General features: G+C 49.3%; 11 protein-coding genes and 1 tRNA gene. 7 read left to right on the top strand and 5 right to left on the bottom strand.

The genetic code is table 11. The features are described 5' to 3' along the window. Positions 1-91 precede the first annotated feature (91 nt). Positions 92-2,311: a patatin-like phospholipase family protein gene (locus R3I13_RS11450; protein WP_346318089.1), complete on the top strand. Its 2,220-nt coding sequence runs from the start codon at positions 92-94 to the stop codon at positions 2,309-2,311. Here the strand turns inward: R3I13_RS11450 and R3I13_RS11445 are convergent. After that, complete coding sequence (locus R3I13_RS11445) at positions 2,308-2,907, bottom strand: tRNA-(ms[2]io[6]A)-hydroxylase (protein WP_346318088.1); 600 nt, start codon at positions 2,905-2,907, stop codon at positions 2,308-2,310. The genes R3I13_RS11450 and R3I13_RS11445 overlap by 4 nt on opposite strands. A gap of 54 nt (positions 2,908-2,961) precedes the next feature. Here R3I13_RS11445 and R3I13_RS11440 point away from each other — a divergent pair, with 54 nt between their 5' ends. The 4 genes from R3I13_RS11440 to R3I13_RS11425 all read left to right on the top strand — a co-directional run bounded on the left by R3I13_RS11440 (position 2,962) and on the right by R3I13_RS11425 (position 7,269). After that, positions 2,962-4,065: an 8-amino-7-oxononanoate synthase gene (locus R3I13_RS11440; RefSeq protein ID WP_346318087.1), complete on the top strand. Its 1,104-nt coding sequence runs from the start codon at positions 2,962-2,964 to the stop codon at positions 4,063-4,065. Positions 4,066-4,114: 49 nt separating this feature from the next. Beyond that, positions 4,115-4,597 carry a hypothetical protein gene (locus tag R3I13_RS11435; protein ID WP_346318086.1) on the top strand — a complete coding sequence of 161 codons (483 nt, stop codon included), beginning with the start codon at positions 4,115-4,117 and terminating at the stop codon, positions 4,595-4,597. A gap of 8 nt (positions 4,598-4,605) precedes the next feature. Further along, entirely contained in the window at positions 4,606-7,011 is a 2,406-nt protein-coding gene (locus R3I13_RS11430) for a penicillin acylase family protein (protein WP_346318085.1), read from the top strand. A 185-nt stretch (positions 7,012-7,196) separates the two neighbouring features. After that, positions 7,197-7,269, top strand: a tRNA-Lys gene (locus R3I13_RS11425). A 1,027-nt stretch (positions 7,270-8,296) separates the two neighbouring features. Here R3I13_RS11425 and R3I13_RS11420 read toward each other — a convergent pair. The 3 genes from R3I13_RS11420 to R3I13_RS11410 are packed head-to-tail and all read right to left on the bottom strand — an operon-like array spanning position 8,297 to position 14,048. Next, positions 8,297-8,872, bottom strand: a complete 576-nt coding sequence (locus R3I13_RS11420; RefSeq protein WP_346318084.1) for a hypothetical protein — start codon at positions 8,870-8,872, stop codon at positions 8,297-8,299. Between the two features lie 6 nt (positions 8,873-8,878). Continuing rightward, the gene (locus R3I13_RS11415) at positions 8,879-10,285 is read right to left on the bottom strand and encodes a RagB/SusD family nutrient uptake outer membrane protein (RefSeq protein WP_346318083.1); all 1,407 of its coding nucleotides are present in this window, start codon (positions 10,283-10,285) and stop codon (positions 8,879-8,881) included. Between the two features lie 22 nt (positions 10,286-10,307). Further along, positions 10,308-14,048 (bottom strand): carboxypeptidase regulatory-like domain-containing protein, encoded by a 3,741-nt coding sequence (locus tag R3I13_RS11410; RefSeq protein WP_346318082.1) that lies wholly within the window; start codon positions 14,046-14,048, stop codon positions 10,308-10,310. 1,103 nt (positions 14,049-15,151) lie between these two features. On the opposite strand from R3I13_RS11410, the gene R3I13_RS11405 reads away from it, so the two are divergent. Both R3I13_RS11405 and R3I13_RS11400 read left to right on the top strand, forming a co-directional pair. Beyond that, positions 15,152-15,625, top strand: coding sequence for a thioredoxin family protein (locus R3I13_RS11405; protein WP_346318081.1), 474 nt, complete (start codon positions 15,152-15,154; stop codon positions 15,623-15,625). Positions 15,626-15,772: 147 nt separating this feature from the next. Further along, on the top strand, positions 15,773-16,996 hold the full coding sequence (locus R3I13_RS11400) for a hypothetical protein (RefSeq protein WP_346318080.1): 1,224 nt from the start codon (positions 15,773-15,775) through the stop codon (positions 16,994-16,996). A gap of 379 nt (positions 16,997-17,375) precedes the next feature. Here the strand turns inward: R3I13_RS11400 and R3I13_RS11395 are convergent, their stop codons facing one another. Then, positions 17,376-18,446: a serine hydrolase gene (locus R3I13_RS11395; RefSeq protein WP_346318079.1), complete on the bottom strand. Its 1,071-nt coding sequence runs from the start codon at positions 18,444-18,446 to the stop codon at positions 17,376-17,378. Positions 18,447-18,513: the final 67 nt, after the last annotated feature.

The following is an 18,513-nucleotide window of genomic DNA, read 5'->3' as shown; positions in this document are numbered from 1 at the left end:
ACTTTAATAAATAAAACAAGTTTCCTTCCCCGTTAATATTTGAATTACAGAATCCTTTATCTTTATTCACATACCAGAGAACGGGTAACCAATGCGCCGGATCATTATCATCGTTGTACTTGCAGGGCTGTATCCCTATTTTTCATTCGCCCAGCGCCCGGGCGTGGGGCTCACGCTGAGCGGAGGCGGGGCCAAGGGGCTGGCGCATATCGGCATTTTGCAGGCCATAGACAGTGCCGGGCTGAAGATCGATTATGTGACCGGCACCAGCATGGGCAGCATCGTAGGCGCCCTCTACGCCATCGGCTACTCCGGCGATACCATCGAGGCCATGGCCCGCAAGCTGGACTGGAACCAGCTTTTCTCCAACCAGCCTGTGCTGACGGACATCAGTTACGAAGAAAAAGCGGAGTACAACCGCTACATGATAGAGATACCTTTCGAGTACGGCAAGCCCAAACTCACGTCTGGCGTGATCTCCGGCGAACAATTGTGGCTGGAGCTGGCCAAGATGTGTTGGCCGGTGCGGGATGTGAAGGACTTTTCAAAGTTCAATATCCCCTTCAAATGCATCGCTACAGACGTGGCCACGGGCGAGATCGTGACGCTGGATAGCGGCGAAGTGGTTTCGTGTATGCGTGCCAGTATGGCCATCCCCTCCGTGTTCACCGCCGTGAAGATCGGCCAGCGCAAGCTGGTGGACGGCGGGGTGGTGCGCAATTTCCCGACCATTACCGCGAGGGAAATGGGTGCGGACATCATCATCGGCAGCAACGTAAGCGGCGGCCTGCGCACGGCAGACGAGCTGCAGACGCCCATTGACATACTTTACCAGCTGGGGTTCTATAAAGACGCGCAGGATTTTAAAGAAGCCCGTAAAATAACCGACATCTACATCCACCACGAGCTGAAGAACTACAGCGCGGCCAGTTTCGGCAGCATCGATTCCATCCTGGAAGAAGGGCGGCAGCGCGGGCGGGAGATGTACCCCGTGTTCAAACACCTGGCCGATTCGCTGAACGCGCTCTACCCCGAAGCGCGGCCGCAGCTGAACCGCCTGCCCCTGGTGCCGGATATCGAGATCACGGACATCGCCGTCAAAGGCTTGGTGCATTCCGACGAGAAGTTCTTTCGCGGCAGGCTGGGCCTGCAGCCCGGCGGCTGCTACACGCCTGACATGATCCGGGAGGCGATCCTGAACGTGTACGGCACGCGCTTTTACAAGCAGATCACCTACCACATGAACCCGCTGGGGTACGGCAGAAGCCAGCTGGAAATAGACGCGGAGGAAACGCCGCTCACCTATGTAAAGCTGGGCCTGCATTACAATACCTTCACCAACGTGAGCGCCATTGTGAACATTACCCAAAGGAACTTCGTGGTGCCCAACAGCCGCGCCTTCGTGACTGTGGCCGTGAGCGAGAACCCGCGGTTGCGGGCGGAGTATTTCAAATACCTGGGCCGCAAGCGCCGCATGGGTTTCGGGCTGGGAGCGTATTATGAGAACAACCCGCTGAACTATTACGAGAATTATAAAAAGATCCAGGAATACCGCAGCAAATATGCTAACGTGGATGTACATATGCAGTTTATGCTGAACCGCATCATGGCCATCGGGGTAGGCACGCGCTGGGAGTACATCCGCGTGAAACCCAAGCTCTCGCCCTTCGTGGAGCTGGACGGGAACAACAAACAATACCAGTCGTTCTTTTACTACGGCCTCAACACCATCGACCGCAAGCTGTACCCCACCCGCGGCGCGCTGATATCGCTCGAAGGCGGCGTGGTATACGGCCAGAACCCTGACCTGCGGCTGAAAATGAACGGGGAAACCCTCCGCCTGGACAGCCTGGGCTTTAACTTCAACGACTACCAGCGCGTGCTGCTGAAAATGAACTACTATTTCCCGCTGGGGCGCAAAAGCACGCTGAATCTGAATGGCTATGCCGGTTTTAACTTCAATTACGACCTGGAACTGCTGAACGATTTTATGATCGGCGGCGTAACGGATTTCAGCCGCAACCAGATCCCGTTTGTAGGGTTGTACGACGGCGAGATCAATACCTCCAGCGTGGGGGCCGTGCAGCTGGGCTGGCAATACGAGGCCATCCGCAACCTGTTCATCATCCCGCGGGTGAACGCGGCGGTGTACGATCTCAACGGCAAAGCGGAACCGAAATACCGGTATGTAACGGGCTACGGCATCACCGCAGGCTACAGCACGCGCCTGGGGCCCATGGAGGCCACGCTCATGTACAGCGACCAGGCGAAGTATCTAAAGGCTTATGTGAACCTGGGATTCCATTTTTAGTGCATCCTGTCGCCGCGCACCGGCAACTGCTGTATCATGTCCGCTTCGAACTTCAGCCATTCCGCCCAGCGGAGTTTTACTTTTTCTTCAGGGAGATATTCATTCGCGAGGTCTATGAACAGGCGGTAGTGGCCGGCTTCGGAGATCATGAAGCGCCGGTAGAACTCGCGCAGGTATTCATCTTCCAGCCCTTCGCTCAGCAGGCGGAACCGCTCGCAGCTGCGCGCTTCGATGAGCGCGAATATCAGCAGCCGGTCCAGCAGCACATCCGCGGGTGCGCCGCCTTTCTGCTGGAAGTTCATCAGGTTGTTCACATACTCATCTTTCCGCTGTTTGCCCAGCGCGAAGCCGCGTTTTTTCATTTCGGCGAGCACCTGCCTGAAGTGGCCCCATTCTTCGGTGACGATGGGCGCCAGCTCTTCCACCAGCCGCTGTTTATCGGGGTACCGCTGTATGAGCGAGATGCAGGAGGTGGCGGCTTTTTGCTCGCAGAATGCGTGGTCCGTCAGCACTTCCTCCAGTGAAATGGCCGCCAGGTTTACCCATCGCGGGTCTGTGGGTAATTTCAGGCCGAGTATCGAAACTTTACTGCTCATACAGTGTTGGATATTGATGGGCGAAGTTACAGAGAAGATACTTAGTTTTGAACTATGCAAAAGGAAGACTTTCTACAGTCGGCCCTCGGCAAACGCCGGGAGCAGCACGCCTTCCGCCAGCTGCGGCTGAGCGGGCAGCGCACGGATTTCTGTTCCAACGATTACCTGGGACTTGCCCGCAGCGAGAAAGTGCAGGAGAACGCGCATGCCATCGTGAAGCAGCTGAGCCAGGTGCATGGCTCCGGCGGTTCGCGCCTGCTGGCGGGCAATTACGAGCTGATCGAAGAGGCCGAGCAGCTGGTGGCCGAGTTTCACCAGGCGCCCGCGGGCCTCATCTTCAATTCCGGTTACGATGCCAACCTGGGCCTGTTTTCCTGCGTGCCGCAAAAAGGCGATGTGATCGTGTACGACCAGCTCATCCACGCCAGCATCCGCGACGGCATCCGGCTGAGCGCCGCACAGGCGTATTCTTTCCAGCACAACGACCTGGCGGACCTGCAAAAGAAGCTCGCCAATGCAGAAGGGCGGATATTCGTGGCCGTGGAGTCCGTGTATTCGATGGACGGCGATATGGCCCCCCTGGAGGCCATTTGCGACCTCTGCGACCAGCACAGGGCTTACCTGGTGGTAGACGAGGCACATGCCACCGGCGTGATAGGCGGGCGGGGAGAAGGGCTGGTGCAGCACCTGGGGCTTGCGGAGCGCTGTTTTGCCCGGGTGCATACCTTCGGCAAGGCCGTGGGCTGCCATGGGGCCATCGTGCTGGGAAGCCTTTTCCTGCGGGAATACCTGGTCAATTTCTGCCGCCCTTTCATATACACCACCGCGTTACCGCCGCAGGCCGTGGCGGTAATATTGAGCGCCTACGCGGCCTTCCCGGACATGCACGCGGAAAGGAAACACCTGGAGCATCTTATAAAGTTGTTCCGCGGGCGCCTGGGTGGCAACAGCCATACGCCCATACAGGTAGTGATGGCGCCGGGCAACGAAAGGGCGCGGCAATTGGCAGCACAATTGCAGGAAGAAGGATTGGACGTGCGGGCCATCCTGCACCCCACCGTGCCGAAAGGGCAGGAGCGCTTAAGGGTTGTGCTTCACAGCTTTAATTCAGTTGAAGAAGTGGAACAACTCGCTGCGATTGTATTGTCATATTCCTGAAAAGGCGTATATTAACAATGAATTTCCTTACCTTCTAAAGATATTTTTTATGGAGATGAACCCAGTCTGGAGAAAAGTATTAGAAGAAGTCGGATTTGTATCCTGGTACCGGTCGCTTTCCGATGAGTTTCAAACTACACAGCCCTTTGCGGACCATAGTATCACGGAAGCGCAGGATATGATCATGGAGTTCGGTTTCAAGAAAACGCACTACGATCCCAAGACTTCTTTCTACCAGGTAGAAGGCGTAGACGATACGCGCATTGTAAAAGGTTTGGGCGCCGGCGTGAGCATTTCCCTGAAAGATGGCAGCGTGGAAGTGGTGGTAGCTTTTGACCTCGACAACGACACGCGCGTAGGCGGCACGTTTTCCCTGCTGCCGGGCATGCTGGGAGACCCCGCGCCTATCAGTAAACCCGTATTCACCAACTACAAAGAACTGTACGCACTGCTGAAAAAGATCTTCCAGAAGTACGATGACATCGGCAACAAGGTCATCGATATCTACCTGGCCGAGCCGGCAACCATGTAAAACTCTTTATGAGAATTATCCCATTGATCTTCACGGTCGCGCTCGTCTGGGCGCTCAATCACCGCTGGGGCGCCACGCCTCCTTTTGGTATGCTTTTCAGTCCGCAGCACGGTTTCTGGGTACACGCGGAGCCCGTCAATTCCCCGGTCAGTGAACAGCTCGTTTTTCCCCAGCTGAAAGGCAAGGCGGAAGTCTGGTTCGACGACCGGATGGTGGCACACGTATTCGCCGAACAGGAAGCCGATGCTTATTTCATCCAGGGTTACCTGCACGCGAAGAACCGCCTCTGGCAGATGGAACTGCAAACCCACGCCGCCGGCGGCAGGCTCAGCGAAATACTCGGCCCCAAGTTGCTGGATTACGACCGCCGCAAACGCCGCGAAGGCATGGTGTATGGCGCGGAACAGGTCGTAAAAGGTATTGAGGCGGATCCCGTCACGAAAATGGAGCTGGACAGCTACACCGCCGGTATCAACGCCTACATCGGCGAGCTGCGCAAACGCAATTACCCGCTGGAATACAAGCTGCTGGGGTATAGTCCCGAGCCGTGGACCAATATCAAGACCGGCCTGCTCGTAAAGTATATGAGTGCGGACCTGGCCGCCACGGCGGATGATATTCCTTACACCAACGCCCGCAATCATTTTTCCAAAGAAGATTTTAACCAGCTGTACCCGGATTTTACCGACTTCATTGCGCCCATCATCCCGAAAGGCACGCCCTTCCCCGCGCCCACGCGCCGCGCCGTGCCTCCGCCGGATAGCGTGGTGAATGCTGAATTCCAATACAACACCCAACAGCAGGACCGCGACAAAGGCAGCAACAACTGGGCCGTGGCCGGTAGCAAGACCAAAAGCGGGAATCCCATTCTCTGCAACGATCCGCACCTGGAGCTGAGCCTGCCCAGCCTGTTCTACGAAATGCAGATCAAAACCCCCGGCATGAACGTGTACGGCGTAAGCCTGCCCGGCGCGCCCGGCATCATCATCGGCTTCAACGACAATATGGGCTGGGGTTTTACGAACGGTTACGTGGATGTGCTGGATTATTACAAAATGGAATTCCGCAACGGCAAAAAAGAATACCTGTTCAATGGCCAATACCGCCCTGCGGACCTGCGGGTGGAAGAGATCAAAATAAAAGGCCAGCCCAGCTTCTATGATACCGTGGCCTACACCGTATGGGGCCCGGTGCTTTACGACGAAACCTTTACCGATCCCCGTTTTAAAGGTTACCTCGCCATGCGCTGGACCGCGCACGACCGCAGCAACGAACTGCGCTCCATCCACCTGCTGAACCACGCCAAAGGCTACAACGATTACCTGGAGGCCATGAAATACTGGAGCTGCCCCGGCCAGAACTTCATTTACGCCGGCAAAAAAGACGGCATCGCCATCTGGCACAACGGCAAGCACCCGCTGCGCTGGAAAGACCAGGGCAAGTTCGTAAACCCCGGCAGTGACAGCACCTATGCCTGGCAGGGCTTCATTCCACAGGCCGAGAACCCGCATATCTATAATCCCGCCGAGGGCTTTGTAAGCTCCGCTAATCAACAATCTACAGACAGCACTTATCCATACAACCTCTTCGGTTATTACGACCTCTTCCGCGGTATGCGCATACAGGAGCAGCTGGGCCAGATGAGCGGCATTACGCCTGAAGACATGATGAAGCTCCAGAACGACAACAAGAACCGCCTTGCCGAGGCCGCCGTGCCCTTTTTGAGCGATTATGTGAGCGCAAATAATTTAAGCTCCAAACAGCAGGAATACTGGCGCATGTTATTCGCCTGGGACGGTGTGGCAGGCCCGGACAGCAAGGCAGCCACGCTTTTCAACCTCTGGTGGAGCAACCTGGAAGACGCCATCTGGAGCGACGAGTTGCCGCTGAACGACAGCATCGCCTACGTGCAGCCCGAGGAAAAAACGCTGCTGTTCTGGCTCATGCGCGACAGCGCCATGCATTTCGTGGACAACATCCGCACTCCCGCCCGCGAAACGCTGGCAGACCAGGTGATGGCCAGCTTCCGCCTGGCCGCGGACACCGCCGCAGCGCTGGATGTGCGGGGAGAGCTGGTGCTGGGGAAATTCCGCGGAACGGACATCCGCCACCTGAGCCGCAGCATCCCCGCTTTCAGCCGCATGCACCTGAACACCGGCGGCGGCCGTCACATCATCAACGCCACTAAAAAGACCACCGGCCCCAGCTGGCGGATGGTGGTGGAGCTGGGCCCTGAAACCAAAGCCTGGGGCATCTTCCCCGGCGGCCAAAGCGGTAACCCCGGCAGTCAATTCTACGATAACATGGTAGACGACTGGCTGGCAGGAAAATATTACGCGCTGCGCGTGTATGATGAGAAGAAGCCCGCGGAAGGAGTGAGGGGGAAAATGGTGTTTATGCCGGGCAGTAATTAATGCATGCTTCCCTTTGCAAAATATTATTCAGTGTACAAATATGATCATGTGAATGAAAAATTTTTTCTCGTTGAAAAGCAGGGCAGGAGAGGGTTTGAGTGTAGTAGTAAATTTTATTGACTGAAATATTTGGCAAAAATAATTTAATACATATCTTTGCACTCCCAATCGAAAAGAAACGGGATGATTCCGTAGCTCAGTTGGTAGAGCAATACACTTTTAATGTATGGGCCCTGGGTTCGAGTCCCAGCGGGATCACAGACAACTTACAAACCTCGCGCTGGTCGCGGGGTTTTGTTTTTTAGTTGAGCGTTTAGTCGAGTTCCTTTTGTATAACCCCGATTTCTTTCCCATACTTTATACAGGTTAATCAGCTTTTACTAAGATACAAAATAAAAAGTACCCACGAGATTACTTAGTGGTATATACAGCGGGAAAAAGTATCAGGATGAGAATTAGAACTCTTCTTCAAATACATTAAATCCTCTGGGGATTCTACGTTTTATTATAATGATTCCCATCCAGAAATATGGAATGCCGATTAATGAAAAAGGTAGGAATCTGTCTAAAATATTTGAATTAGCTTTCTCTATATTACCCTCGAATCGGGAAAATTTTGAACTACGGAATTGAGTATATACGTTACGGCCAGAAAAATGCTCGATGGATTGTGTCATTTAAATTGTATACAAATACCCATATTTGACTAATATGCAACCAAGCAAGTGGTTAAAAACAAGTTTTAACCTTCATAATTAGTTGGCTTTAAGAGGTTCGAGTAAACGACTAAAGTAAGATTCCAAGAATATTTGAATAGATCATCAACAACTTATAGACTTCGCGCTGGTCGATGGTCTTGAAACTACAGTTAATATTTCAATCACAAAAAGGTATAGTATATTCCTGCTCTAATATTTGGAGAACTAATCCATTCTTTTTCAATGGTTGAATACTTGAATGCCCAGCCCAATTGGGTGGAAAATGTGAATTTTTTACCTAAACTTCTTTGTATTCCCCAGGAAGGTTAAGACCGGCGCCAAAAACTACAATACCAGCCTTAATTTGATCCTTTTTGATAGTGGTGTCCTGTTTGTCCTGTGCTATTGAATTAAATGAATGGAATATCATAATTAATGTTAGCAACAATGTTCGCATGTAGTTTCGATTTTATTTAATCAAAGTGAAATCATTTAATTTCCAGGAAGTTTGGGAGCTTCTAGGTTATTTAAAAAAATAAATCTATGTGAATCCCGGCAAGCCTCATTAACATTGGACAAGGCAACTTTCATTTTACTACGATGATTTTATATTGACCAAACATCAGGCTACTTTTCAGGCGGGCATTCGGAGAACTGGTACTCAACCTGACAGGGATGGTTATGATATATAAACCTGGCTGCTTTATACCAGAAATATCCTTTAATATCACCTTGATAGAGTCGGTGGATGCTGTTTGCCCCGCTTTGACAGTTACCTTGCCATTTCCCATTATTGTAAACATCCCTGGCTGGAGCTGCGCAGTTCTGGCCTTGTAGATACTGTCAAACACCTGGCCCAGCCGGGGATTCTCATCAATGGAGGCAGTTATCTCCACATCTGTCCTGGCCGGATCGGTGAGTAGTACCGGAAAGCAGGTGGGGGAACGTTGGGGGTACATGCCAACACTTTGTGATACACTGTCGCCATCGTTTATGGGTATATTTATATTAATGCCGGAATCAGCCAGGTTGTCAAGTACATCAGCGGTCACTTCATCTTTAACCGGGGCCTTGTCTTTTTTGCATGCGTTGAAACATATACAGCAACCTGCCATCAAGATGGCAGATGGTATAAGCGTATTTATTAATCTGGAAGCTTTCATTGGGCGTTACCTTTGATTTTGAATGATGGCGGGATTGTTGGCGATCACCTTCGGCGTAAAAGGCATCAGGTATCTGGACGAAAGGGCGGGAAGGGTCGCTATCACACTGTCTTTGCTATTTACTCTTCTAAGGTCTTGTTTGAACCTGGGGTCCCTGTTCAGTCTTTTAAGATCAAACAACCGCAGGCCGCCATGAAAAAAAAGTTCTCTTCTTCTTTCCTCGAGTACGAGCGTAAGCGCATCTTTACCAGGAGACACAGCTAACGGGGTATAGTCTGCTTTTTTAAACCGGGATTGCCTTAATTGATTTAACAGTGCTACTGAACTCTCCGCAGCTCCTTTCCTGGCCAGGCATTCAGCCTTAATGAGCATCATTTCAGCCACAGTAAGGCTGTAATTGAATTGCATGGAGGGCATGTTATTATCTGAATATTGTTCATACCGAAAGTGGTTTTCTTTGCGCCGTATCTCAAAGTTGATATAAAAACGCAGGTCTTTGGTACCAAGGAGGTCTGATAAGGATAGACTGGCATATATAGCCTCATTAAACTGCCGAACATATGGTAGGTCGATATAAACCCTTGCCAGCAACACCTCGGGATTTGCTTCCTGATCTCTAAGGGTAAATGGCTTGTAGGGGCTGGTGCTTTCATAATTCAATAATGCACTCTTGATTTTTAACGCTCCGTCCGCAGCTGCCAACGCCTTTTCGTAATCGCTCATCAACAGGTAAGTCCTGGCCAGCATGGCATATGCCGCCGCTTTGCCAGGATGGATCACATCCCCGCCAAAATCCGGGAGCGAGGGGGTGTTTACCGCCAGCTGAAGGTCTGTCAATATTTGATCATAGACTTCCTTTACCGTGTTCCGCCTGGGTTGTTGCGTGGCATCCGGGTGAAGTATGAGCGGAACTGCAAGGTCCTGTCCCGCGCTGGCGGACTGGTAATCGGGCCCGTAGATATTGGCCAGCTGAAGGTAATAGTAGGCCCGGTTGATGCAGGCCTGCGCTTTTACGATAGCTTTTTGTTCACCGGTGCCTCCATCAGCATTTTCAATATTGTCCAGGATGATATTCATCGGCAATATCAGTTGGTAGGTGCCATTGTACATAGCATCGTCATCGGCGGGCTGCCAGATGTTGGGTGCCCAGGCATAGGTGTTCATGTAATACCCCATCGCAGTATTCCCGGAATTCATCACCTTGTCGGAAAGATACACATCGTCGCTTGCGAAATCGGCCAGCATGTAATTGGGTGTTGCGAGGCTGCTGTTATTGAGTATCTCTTCAAAATCGCTTATGGTGCGGGGATTAATGTTTGTTGTATTGTCCGGCCGTACATTCAGAAATTTTTTGCAGCTGCTGACCAGCAATACCAGTGAAATGACAAGTATGAGCCGGAAGATTGGTTTCATTTGCATGGTGATTTTTTTCGCGTTAAAAACTTGCATTTATACTCAGCACATATTGCCTGGGCGTGGGCGAGCTTACTACCCCTGTATTGCTGACCTTTTCAGGGTCAAGGTGATATTTGTTCCAGGTCCATACTGCCACGTTCAATACCTGTGCGGACAATGTCAGGCTTTTGATGGTCTTTTCCAGGCGCTTTCCAAGAGGAACCTCATAGCCTAACTGGATTTCTCTTAGCCGCACATTATCTGCAGGCATCAGGCTGTTGTCGGAATTCCTGATGAGCAACTCCCTTAAGGGGTTGGGCTGGGCAATGGCCGCAACATCTGTAAACGCCTCGTCGCCCGGCTTTCGCCAACGGTCCCTGATGGCAATGTTCCTGTCTGGCTCTGTAGTCAGTACCGGCATGTATCTTCTCATGATATGCCCGAATTGGAATAACATTCTTACACTGGCAAAGAAAGGGCCGAAGCGCACGCTCTGGTTTAGCGCGCCGGACCAGGGCGCTACTGATGTTCCCAGATATACCAACGAAAGAGAATCGGGCCTGGTTACCTTTTCGTTTTTCTGATTATAGACCCGGGGGGCGCCGGTTGTGTCCAGTCCTGCCCATCGAAATCCCCAGAGGCCCGTTTTGCTATAGCCATTACGCTGGGCCGACAGATAGCTGTCGGTTAGCGTAAAGGCCACGGGCGGCGCACTGATCACCTGGTTGTTATTATAGGCGGCATTTGCTGTCACCGTCCAGTCTACTTTCCCACGGCGGATGATCCCAGCCTTTATTGACATTTCCACCCCTTTGTTGGCAGCTATGCTGTAGTTTAGTTGGGAAGACAAACCTGTAGCCGGGTCCGTAGGAGCATTTCCGTTTGCAAGACCAGCAACGGTTTTGTTATAGTAACGCAATTCAGCCGTGAACCGGTCATTCAACGCACCTACGATCAGGTTTATTTCTTTGTTGATGATTGCAGGCGGCAATGTCCCCTGTGTATTGTTGGCAGGCGTGTTGAATCCACCACTGTTTGAAAGTGAATTTGCCTCCGTAACGATATTCATGCCCTGGTAGGGGTTGATATTCTGTAGCGTTGCTTCCACTCTGAGCGTGCTCAGCGCAGGAAAACGGAACCAGGGCTCACGGGCGATGTCATACATTGCACGGCCATTCCATTGACCCGAAGCGCTGCTCTTACTCTTTGTATAATCAAGGGATAGCATCAAACGATTTTTGGACAAGCCTACTTTCAACCCACCCTTTAATTCACGGTAGGTTTGACCGCTTAGTTCTGTATTGTTAACGCTGGATACGATAATTGCAGCATTATTCCACAAGGGCTGCAATTGCCTGTTGGCATTAATCAGCGCCGGCGGCAGGCGGGCAACCCCGGTTTCTAAAGCGCTGACACTCATTTCAAGCTTGCTGATCCAGGAGGCTTTAAAGAATGGTTCCTGCCTGATATCCCAGGAACCGTTGATGCGTTTCGTGGTAGTTGAGGCATAGGCAGAAGGTTCCCCCAAATTTGGCGTGAACATTCCGGAGTAGGATGCTCCCAATAAATAGCGGTCAAGGTAACTGTAGTTCACCCTGGCGTTCATCGTTATATTTCTGTTATAGCTATTCGTGGCGAGCGTAGGTACCAGCAATTGAGCAGCGTCCATGGAACTGCCGAGATAGTTATTGAAACTGGAAGTTGGCCCGGTTAAAACGGGCAGACTGTGGCCTGTCGCCCGATCATACCCGTAAAAGGTGTATGTAGGGAGACCGGCATTTTCCACATTGGTGGCGCCGCCATCCATACTAACAGACAGACTATGGTCGGTTCCGAATGTATGGTTAAAACTCAGTCCTGTGCGTACGTTGAACATTTTTGTTCTGCTCTGTCCTTTTTTCAGGATATCTCCTTTGGGTATATGAAAAATAACACCCTTAATATCCTGGTTATCATCAATGACCGTTTCTCCATATCGATTTATCAATGACCTTGCCTGGCTGGATGCCGCTGCTGTGTAGTCGGTTTTATTTACTCCTGACCACTGGTAGGTGATATTCGTGTACCAGTTGAGCCCTTTGGCCAGTTTCCAGTTAATGTTCAGGTTGGAATTAACGTTATTCTGGTTCGATGTACTGTTATTTAATCGTGCATCCTCCAAAGGATTGTATCCGCTGTTTAAATACCCGGCCTTCATCATCTTCTCACCCACATCGGGCGGAATTTCATTATAATTGTAAACATATTGACCTTGCGGGTCCAGCAGAAGCTGGTAGGGGTCCCAGTCTATATTGGTGGATGCGCCATTCACCGTCTTGTCATTATAGAAATCGGTCATCAAGGCTACTTTCAGTGTGTTTTTTAACAAGGAAAGGTTATGTTTCATATTGAAGCCAAACCTTTGGGCTTTATCTTTGATCCCCTGATTGCGGTTCGTGCTCCAGAGACCGGCTGCCGTAAAGCTGTAATTACGCATCCCCATTGCAACGGACAGCGAATGATTCTGAATAAATTCGTCCCGTTGCAGCAGCTTCATTTGCTCCCGGTTAGAGAGCAGCGCGAGCGAATCCCATTTTTGCCGGAATGTCGTCTGCGTCAGTGTTTCCCTATAAAGATCGGCCAGGATATACTCAGCGGGAGACAGAAAACCAGGCGTACTAGCGTTTTTATAAGTCACAATCCCTTTGTCATAGGCTTCTTTGTAGTAATCCAGCATGTCTGCTGAGGATGCCAGCCGTAATTTTTCTGCGCTTATATCTGGCGCCGGCGTATAGTAAAAATTACTGCTGTAGCTGATTTGCGGCTTGCCTTTTTGAGGGGCCTTGGTGGTAATTAGAATTACACCACCGGCTGCTTTGGGCCCCCACTTAAGACATTCCTCGGGATCTCTGATAACTTCAACAGACTCCACATTGTTCATAGGCAGGTCGGCCGGAAAGCCGTCCCGGATAAAACCATCGATTACCACCAGCATACCGGATGTTCCTCCGGCAAAGGAGTTGGCGCCTCGTAACTCTGGTATGATACCGGTACTGCTGGTAGACTTCTCTGCTTTATACTTGTTATCTGATGAATACGCATCAATACTAAGACTCTGCACGGTCCCGTTTTCCACTGCCCTTTTAAATTCTTCGAAAGACTGATATATTGGTTCGCCCCTCGTACCAGCAAACCCACGGGAAGTAGGAGTGTAGTCCCTATAATACTCTTCAAGGCTCATTACCCCATTGCTCGTGTACACTTTTAATTCCCCTGTAATTGTCTGAGATCCTTTCCGGAGCGTCAGCCCGGGAACAGCTCCTTCCAACACCTGGCCGAGATTGAGGTGCCCTTTATGTTGCAGGTCCACCTTAGTACCCACGATCTTCTTGCTTTCAACACCGAATTCTTTGAGCGTATTGACGTCGGTTTGCAGCTTTACCACGGGGTTTTCAGCAAGGGACTTGACCGAGGATGATATTGACAGAAAACCCACACAACTGAACTGGACCATTGCTGTATTATCGGCGCTGCTAATGGTGAATGCGCCGTTTCGATCCGTGATGGCTGACTTTCCCTTCTTTAGCCTTACGGTACCACCCGCTACCGGCCTGTTTTTTTCATCTACCAGCCGCCCGCTGATGGTGATAAGGTGCCCCGCAGGAACAGGCAACGGGATACGCTGTTGGGCATTTCCGGATATGCTCATGTGCATCAATATCAGGATGCACAACAATTTGCTGTAATGCGCCGTCAGGTGTTTGATACCGCCGCTGAGGAAGCAAGTGTAAAAATTAAACATTCTTCATATAGATTTGAGATTCATAATTCCTGCTTTGGAAAGATTGGTACAATTGCTCCTTATGAAAGGCCTGACAGTGTACCTCTTTTGCCGTCAGGTTGTTCGAATAGTTACCGTCCGCGGGCATCGGGAACTTTTAATTTTGGTTGGATTTTATTTTTCAATTGCTGATTCTATATGGTTAGCAGGCATATGTGGCCCAACCTGTTACGGTGGTCCCATATTTTAATGAAAGTGTCATGAACCACATCTTCCGTCAGTACTGGTGATTTAGCCGCTTTCAGGATAAAATAGCTGAGCGGCTTTACGTACAAAAAGTATAACTGGCTTAAGGCATCGCTATCTCCCAGCCGAAGGAGCGTGACTAGTTCTTTTTCTGCATACATTTGACATTCAGCTTAGGCATAGACAATATATTTCGATGTAGCACCCATGAAATGGTTGTCACACCTTCGACAGGGATGCAAGTATTAGCATTTAACACCATTTTGTTACGCAATGGCAAGTCTTAGGAGATATCGGTAACCACGACATAATCATGCTATGCGCTATTTTGTATTTTCGCCACTTCTTTCTATTAATAATGCAGCGGATGTTAAATTTTGGCCAGCGGCCTGTGTCATTTTTTTGTAAATTCCCCTTTGAGCTGGAGCATGATTTTTGAAATTTTCCAAGGATCTGTCATATGAAGAGACGGCATAAATCCTGCAAATCAATACAGGCGGTACCTGCCAACTCGTCTATCGTGCGCTGGAACGCTTAAGAGAACAATTCGGCGACTTCTCCCTGCTCGTGTTGTTATACCTGTTGCAACGCCGCTAAATTTTTTTTTTTTAAAATTTTCGGGAAATGGGTAAATCTTGTACCCCATTGTCTCTTTAGGATGACGAGCAAAAACTATCGAAGTTATCTGATAGAAGATTTCCTGGCGGATGAGTATTTTATCCTCAGCAAAGACCCAGCGCTTTGCAAAAACACGCACGCATACCTATAGCGGACAAACTTATACGCTGAAGCCAAATGATGATAAATGAAGGCTATAACGGAAAAGGATATAGGACCTTAACCTGGCTTTGTAAAAAATCAAACCAACGAGTTGATATATGAAGAAAAAGCTGTTACTGTTAATCTTTTTGTTGCCATTAGCGGCCATGGCACAGGATAAGGGCATTCGTTTTGAACATGCCCTAAGCTGGAAAGAGGTGAAGGCAAAAGCCAAAAAAGAAGGCAAGTTTATTTTTATGGATTGTTTCACCACCTGGTGTGGTCCCTGTAAAAGGATGAGCAGCGAGGTCTTCTCAGAGCCGGCAATCGGTGAGTACTTCAGCGAAAAATTTGTATCGGTGAAAGTACAGATGGACAAAACGTCCATTGACGACGAGGCGGTAAAAAGCTGGTACGACGATGCTGCAGCCATTGCGAAAGAGTACAGTGTGAGGTCTTATCCCACGTTTCTGTATTTCTCTCCCGAGGGTAAATTGGTGCACAGGGAAGAAGGCAGCATGAGTGCCGGTTTGTTTTTGGAGATATCTGCGCGTGCACTGAAGCCGGCAACCACCACCAGCCCGACACGCTGAAACGTCTGGCAAAAGAAGCGCTGACCATACATGAAGAAGGGCGAAACATTCTGAACAAAAATGATAATTACGAATTGCGCTAATTCGTAATTATCATTTAACATTGGTGTGGATGGCCACATAAAACCAAACCAACACATTAAATTTATGATCAAAAAATTATTATTGTTAGCCTCCTGGTTGCCATTCGCTGCTATGGCGCAGGAAAAAGGTATGCATTTCGAGCATGGCTTGTCCTGGAAGGAGATCAAAGCCAAAGCTAAAGCAGAGAACAAATACATCTTCATGGAATGCTTCAACAGCGAGGATGACCTTAGTAAGTATATGTCAGACAGCATTTTCCCGCAGGGAAAAGTGGGAGCGTTCATGAATGCCAAATACCTCAATGTGAAGGTACAGATGGACCGGACCCCCGAAGACAACGAAGAGGTGAAGAAATGGTATGATGATGCGCTAAGGATAGAGAAAGACTATAATGTCCGCTGTTCTCCTACCTTCCTGGTCTTTTCACCGGACGGTACCATCGTTGACGGCTATGCAGGTGTTCAACCAGGCGAGGAGTGGTTCCTCGAGAGATTTACTGCTTCTCTGAACCCTGATCAACAGTATTACCTCCAGCTGGAAAAGTACAAAAACGGTCAGAAAGACACTGCTTTCCTGCGTAAGCTGGCTTACATGGCAAAGGATGCAGTTGATGATGAAAATGCTTTAACGGTAGCCAAAGCTTACCTTGAACAGCAGTCCGATCGCAACACACCCGGTAACCATGCTTTTGTACGTGAGATCCTCTTCAGTCCCAAAGACGGTCCTATGGGCATGATGAACGCTGATAGAGCAGCAGCCGACATTGTCAGTAACTTTGGTGCCGCAGAAGCTAAACTAATGGAGATAGTGGGTAAGGAGGAAGTATACGCTGCACTGCGTACCATAAATAATGCTGCACCCGACTGGGCAGCCATCGAAAAAAAGGTAAAGGCTAAATATCCGTCCATTGCAGAACAACTGGTACTGAAAACCAAAATCCAGTATTTCAGTGATAAAAAAGACGGTGATAACGCGGTAGCGAACATTGTCGCCTATATGAAAAAATACGGCAACACAGCTGATCCGCAGACACTCAACGAATTCGCCCGCACCATCTTTAAAAAATGCAAGAATCAGAAATACATAGAACAGGCCCTGGAATGGAGCAAACGTTCTTTCAAAGAAAATGAGACGCCCGCATTTATGCACACCTACGCCAATCTGCTGTACAAAGCCGGTAAAAAGGCTGACGCCTTGGCCTGGGAAGAAAAAGCCATGAACAAAGCTAATGGTGACGAGAGAAAGAACTACGAAACTACCTTGGAGAAAATGAAGAAAGGGGAGTAGTACCGGAAATTAAGAGATGGTTGGTTATCAGCAAAGAGGGCTCACCGGGAGGTGGGCCCTCTTTATTATGCCGGAAGGGGCGTTGCCTATTTAAGTTGTATCGTTTATTAGCGTTTAATATAATAATATTTTCCCTGGTTCTTGGTAATGCGGTGTATACTACAGCGTCCGGCTTTTTATGATTTTCCAGAGATTTTTCAGCGATAAATAGAACAATGTTCAATAATTCCCAATCTTTAAAACTATGTATCGTAGACATTTTTAGGCGACTGTCACCCATCCAGAACGCTTTTTTATGGGGTTGGTATCTTGCTTCGGTATCTTCCTCAAAAACATGGTTCACCTCAATATTCTTTTCACGGAACAGCCTGTTGTCTTCCTACTTTATTACAGCATTTATCTTCGCCCAAAGAGCATTGTCGAACCCTGAAACGGCAAAGCTAGGGTTATCCGGGTCAGAGGCATTTCCCATTCTTACGATGACCATTTTTTTATTAGGTATCACATAAATACGTTGGTCACTGGCGCCCATTGCCGCGTACATATCCGCCGGTGCATTAGGGACCAGAAAGCCGTTGAATACTGTTTGCCCGCCGGGTATCATAAACTTCGTTTTGCCATTAAGCCACCATAGGTAGCCATAAGATGGATTTATGTTTTGTGAAGTGTTGATGCATTCTGTAAAATATGCTTCATTGATTATTTGCTCGGTCTTCCATTTCCCTTTGTTTAGGGCCAGCAGGCCGAATCTTGCCATACTTCTTGTGGTGCTGTGGTATATGGTAAAAATGGCGCCAAAATTCCAAAAGCCATCCATTCCTATTTTATTTTTCAGCCTTTCGTTGAAGTATGTTTCAAAATCTTTGTTGGCAGCTTTTTCTGTTACATTTATAAGTTTCTGGAAAACGTTGCTGTACGCCCACCTTATACCGGCATCGGCTACATAGGTAAGGTTGGATTTTACTACCAGTTGCTTGCTGTCGTCAATACCCGATGTCATGGCCAGCAAATGTCTTACCGTTATAAGGTCTTCCTTTGCCTGGGGCATGCTTGTCCATTCTTTACCCAAATAATCGGAAGCTTTGCTGTTAATATTCAACAAGCCCTCCTGCTGGGCAATTCCTGTTACGGCAGACACCAGTGTTTTGCCTGAGCTGTTCCATTCCCATGCAGCGGCAGCATCGTGCCCGTCAAAATACGCTTCCATGGCAATTCTGCCATTTACGAGTATCATAAACGACTTTGTATTTTTCTGGGCAAGGAAAGTTTTCAGATCGGCAATAGCATTAGTATTCCAGTTCAACTGCGAGGCGGGGATGGTTTCCCATGTCGTACCCGGGTTTGCGGGGAAATAAAGAGCCGTATCCGGGGTGGATGGTGCCGGATCTTCTTTTTTATCACAACTGATCAATGAAAATACCAGGAAAAACAAGAAGTTAACATTCTTCATACATATAGGTTTGACGATTAGACTTCGCTGCTTGCCGAAAGTTCAATCTTTGTTTAAAATTTATGCC

It is taken from the genome of Chitinophaga sp. YIM B06452 (genome assembly GCF_039655965.1).
Lineage (GTDB): Bacteria > Bacteroidota > Bacteroidia > Chitinophagales > Chitinophagaceae > Chitinophaga.
The sequence above is the reverse complement of the archived record's forward strand: the minus strand, read 5'-3'. Positions and strand labels throughout refer to the sequence as shown.

Excerpts from the sequence above, each read along its gene's own strand:
- R3I13_RS11395 (WP_346318079.1), bottom strand. The coding sequence starts at position 18,446 with ATGAAGAATGTTAACTTCTTGTTTTTCCTGGTATTTTCATTGATCAGT.
- R3I13_RS11450 (WP_346318089.1), top strand. The coding sequence starts at position 92 with ATGCGCCGGATCATTATCATCGTTGTACTTGCAGGGCTGTATCCCTAT.
- R3I13_RS11415 (WP_346318083.1), bottom strand. The coding sequence starts at position 10,285 with ATGAAACCAATCTTCCGGCTCATACTTGTCATTTCACTGGTATTGCTG.
- R3I13_RS11430 (WP_346318085.1), top strand. The coding sequence starts at position 4,606 with ATGAGAATTATCCCATTGATCTTCACGGTCGCGCTCGTCTGGGCGCTC.
- R3I13_RS11410 (WP_346318082.1), bottom strand. The coding sequence starts at position 14,048 with ATGTTTAATTTTTACACTTGCTTCCTCAGCGGCGGTATCAAACACCTG.
- R3I13_RS11420 (WP_346318084.1), bottom strand. The coding sequence starts at position 8,872 with ATGAAAGCTTCCAGATTAATAAATACGCTTATACCATCTGCCATCTTG.
- R3I13_RS11405 (WP_346318081.1), top strand. The coding sequence starts at position 15,152 with ATGAAGAAAAAGCTGTTACTGTTAATCTTTTTGTTGCCATTAGCGGCC.
- R3I13_RS11435 (WP_346318086.1), top strand. The coding sequence starts at position 4,115 with ATGGAGATGAACCCAGTCTGGAGAAAAGTATTAGAAGAAGTCGGATTT.
- R3I13_RS11445 (WP_346318088.1), bottom strand. The coding sequence starts at position 2,907 with ATGAGCAGTAAAGTTTCGATACTCGGCCTGAAATTACCCACAGACCCG.
- R3I13_RS11400 (WP_346318080.1), top strand. The coding sequence starts at position 15,773 with ATGATCAAAAAATTATTATTGTTAGCCTCCTGGTTGCCATTCGCTGCT.
- R3I13_RS11440 (WP_346318087.1), top strand. The coding sequence starts at position 2,962 with ATGCAAAAGGAAGACTTTCTACAGTCGGCCCTCGGCAAACGCCGGGAG.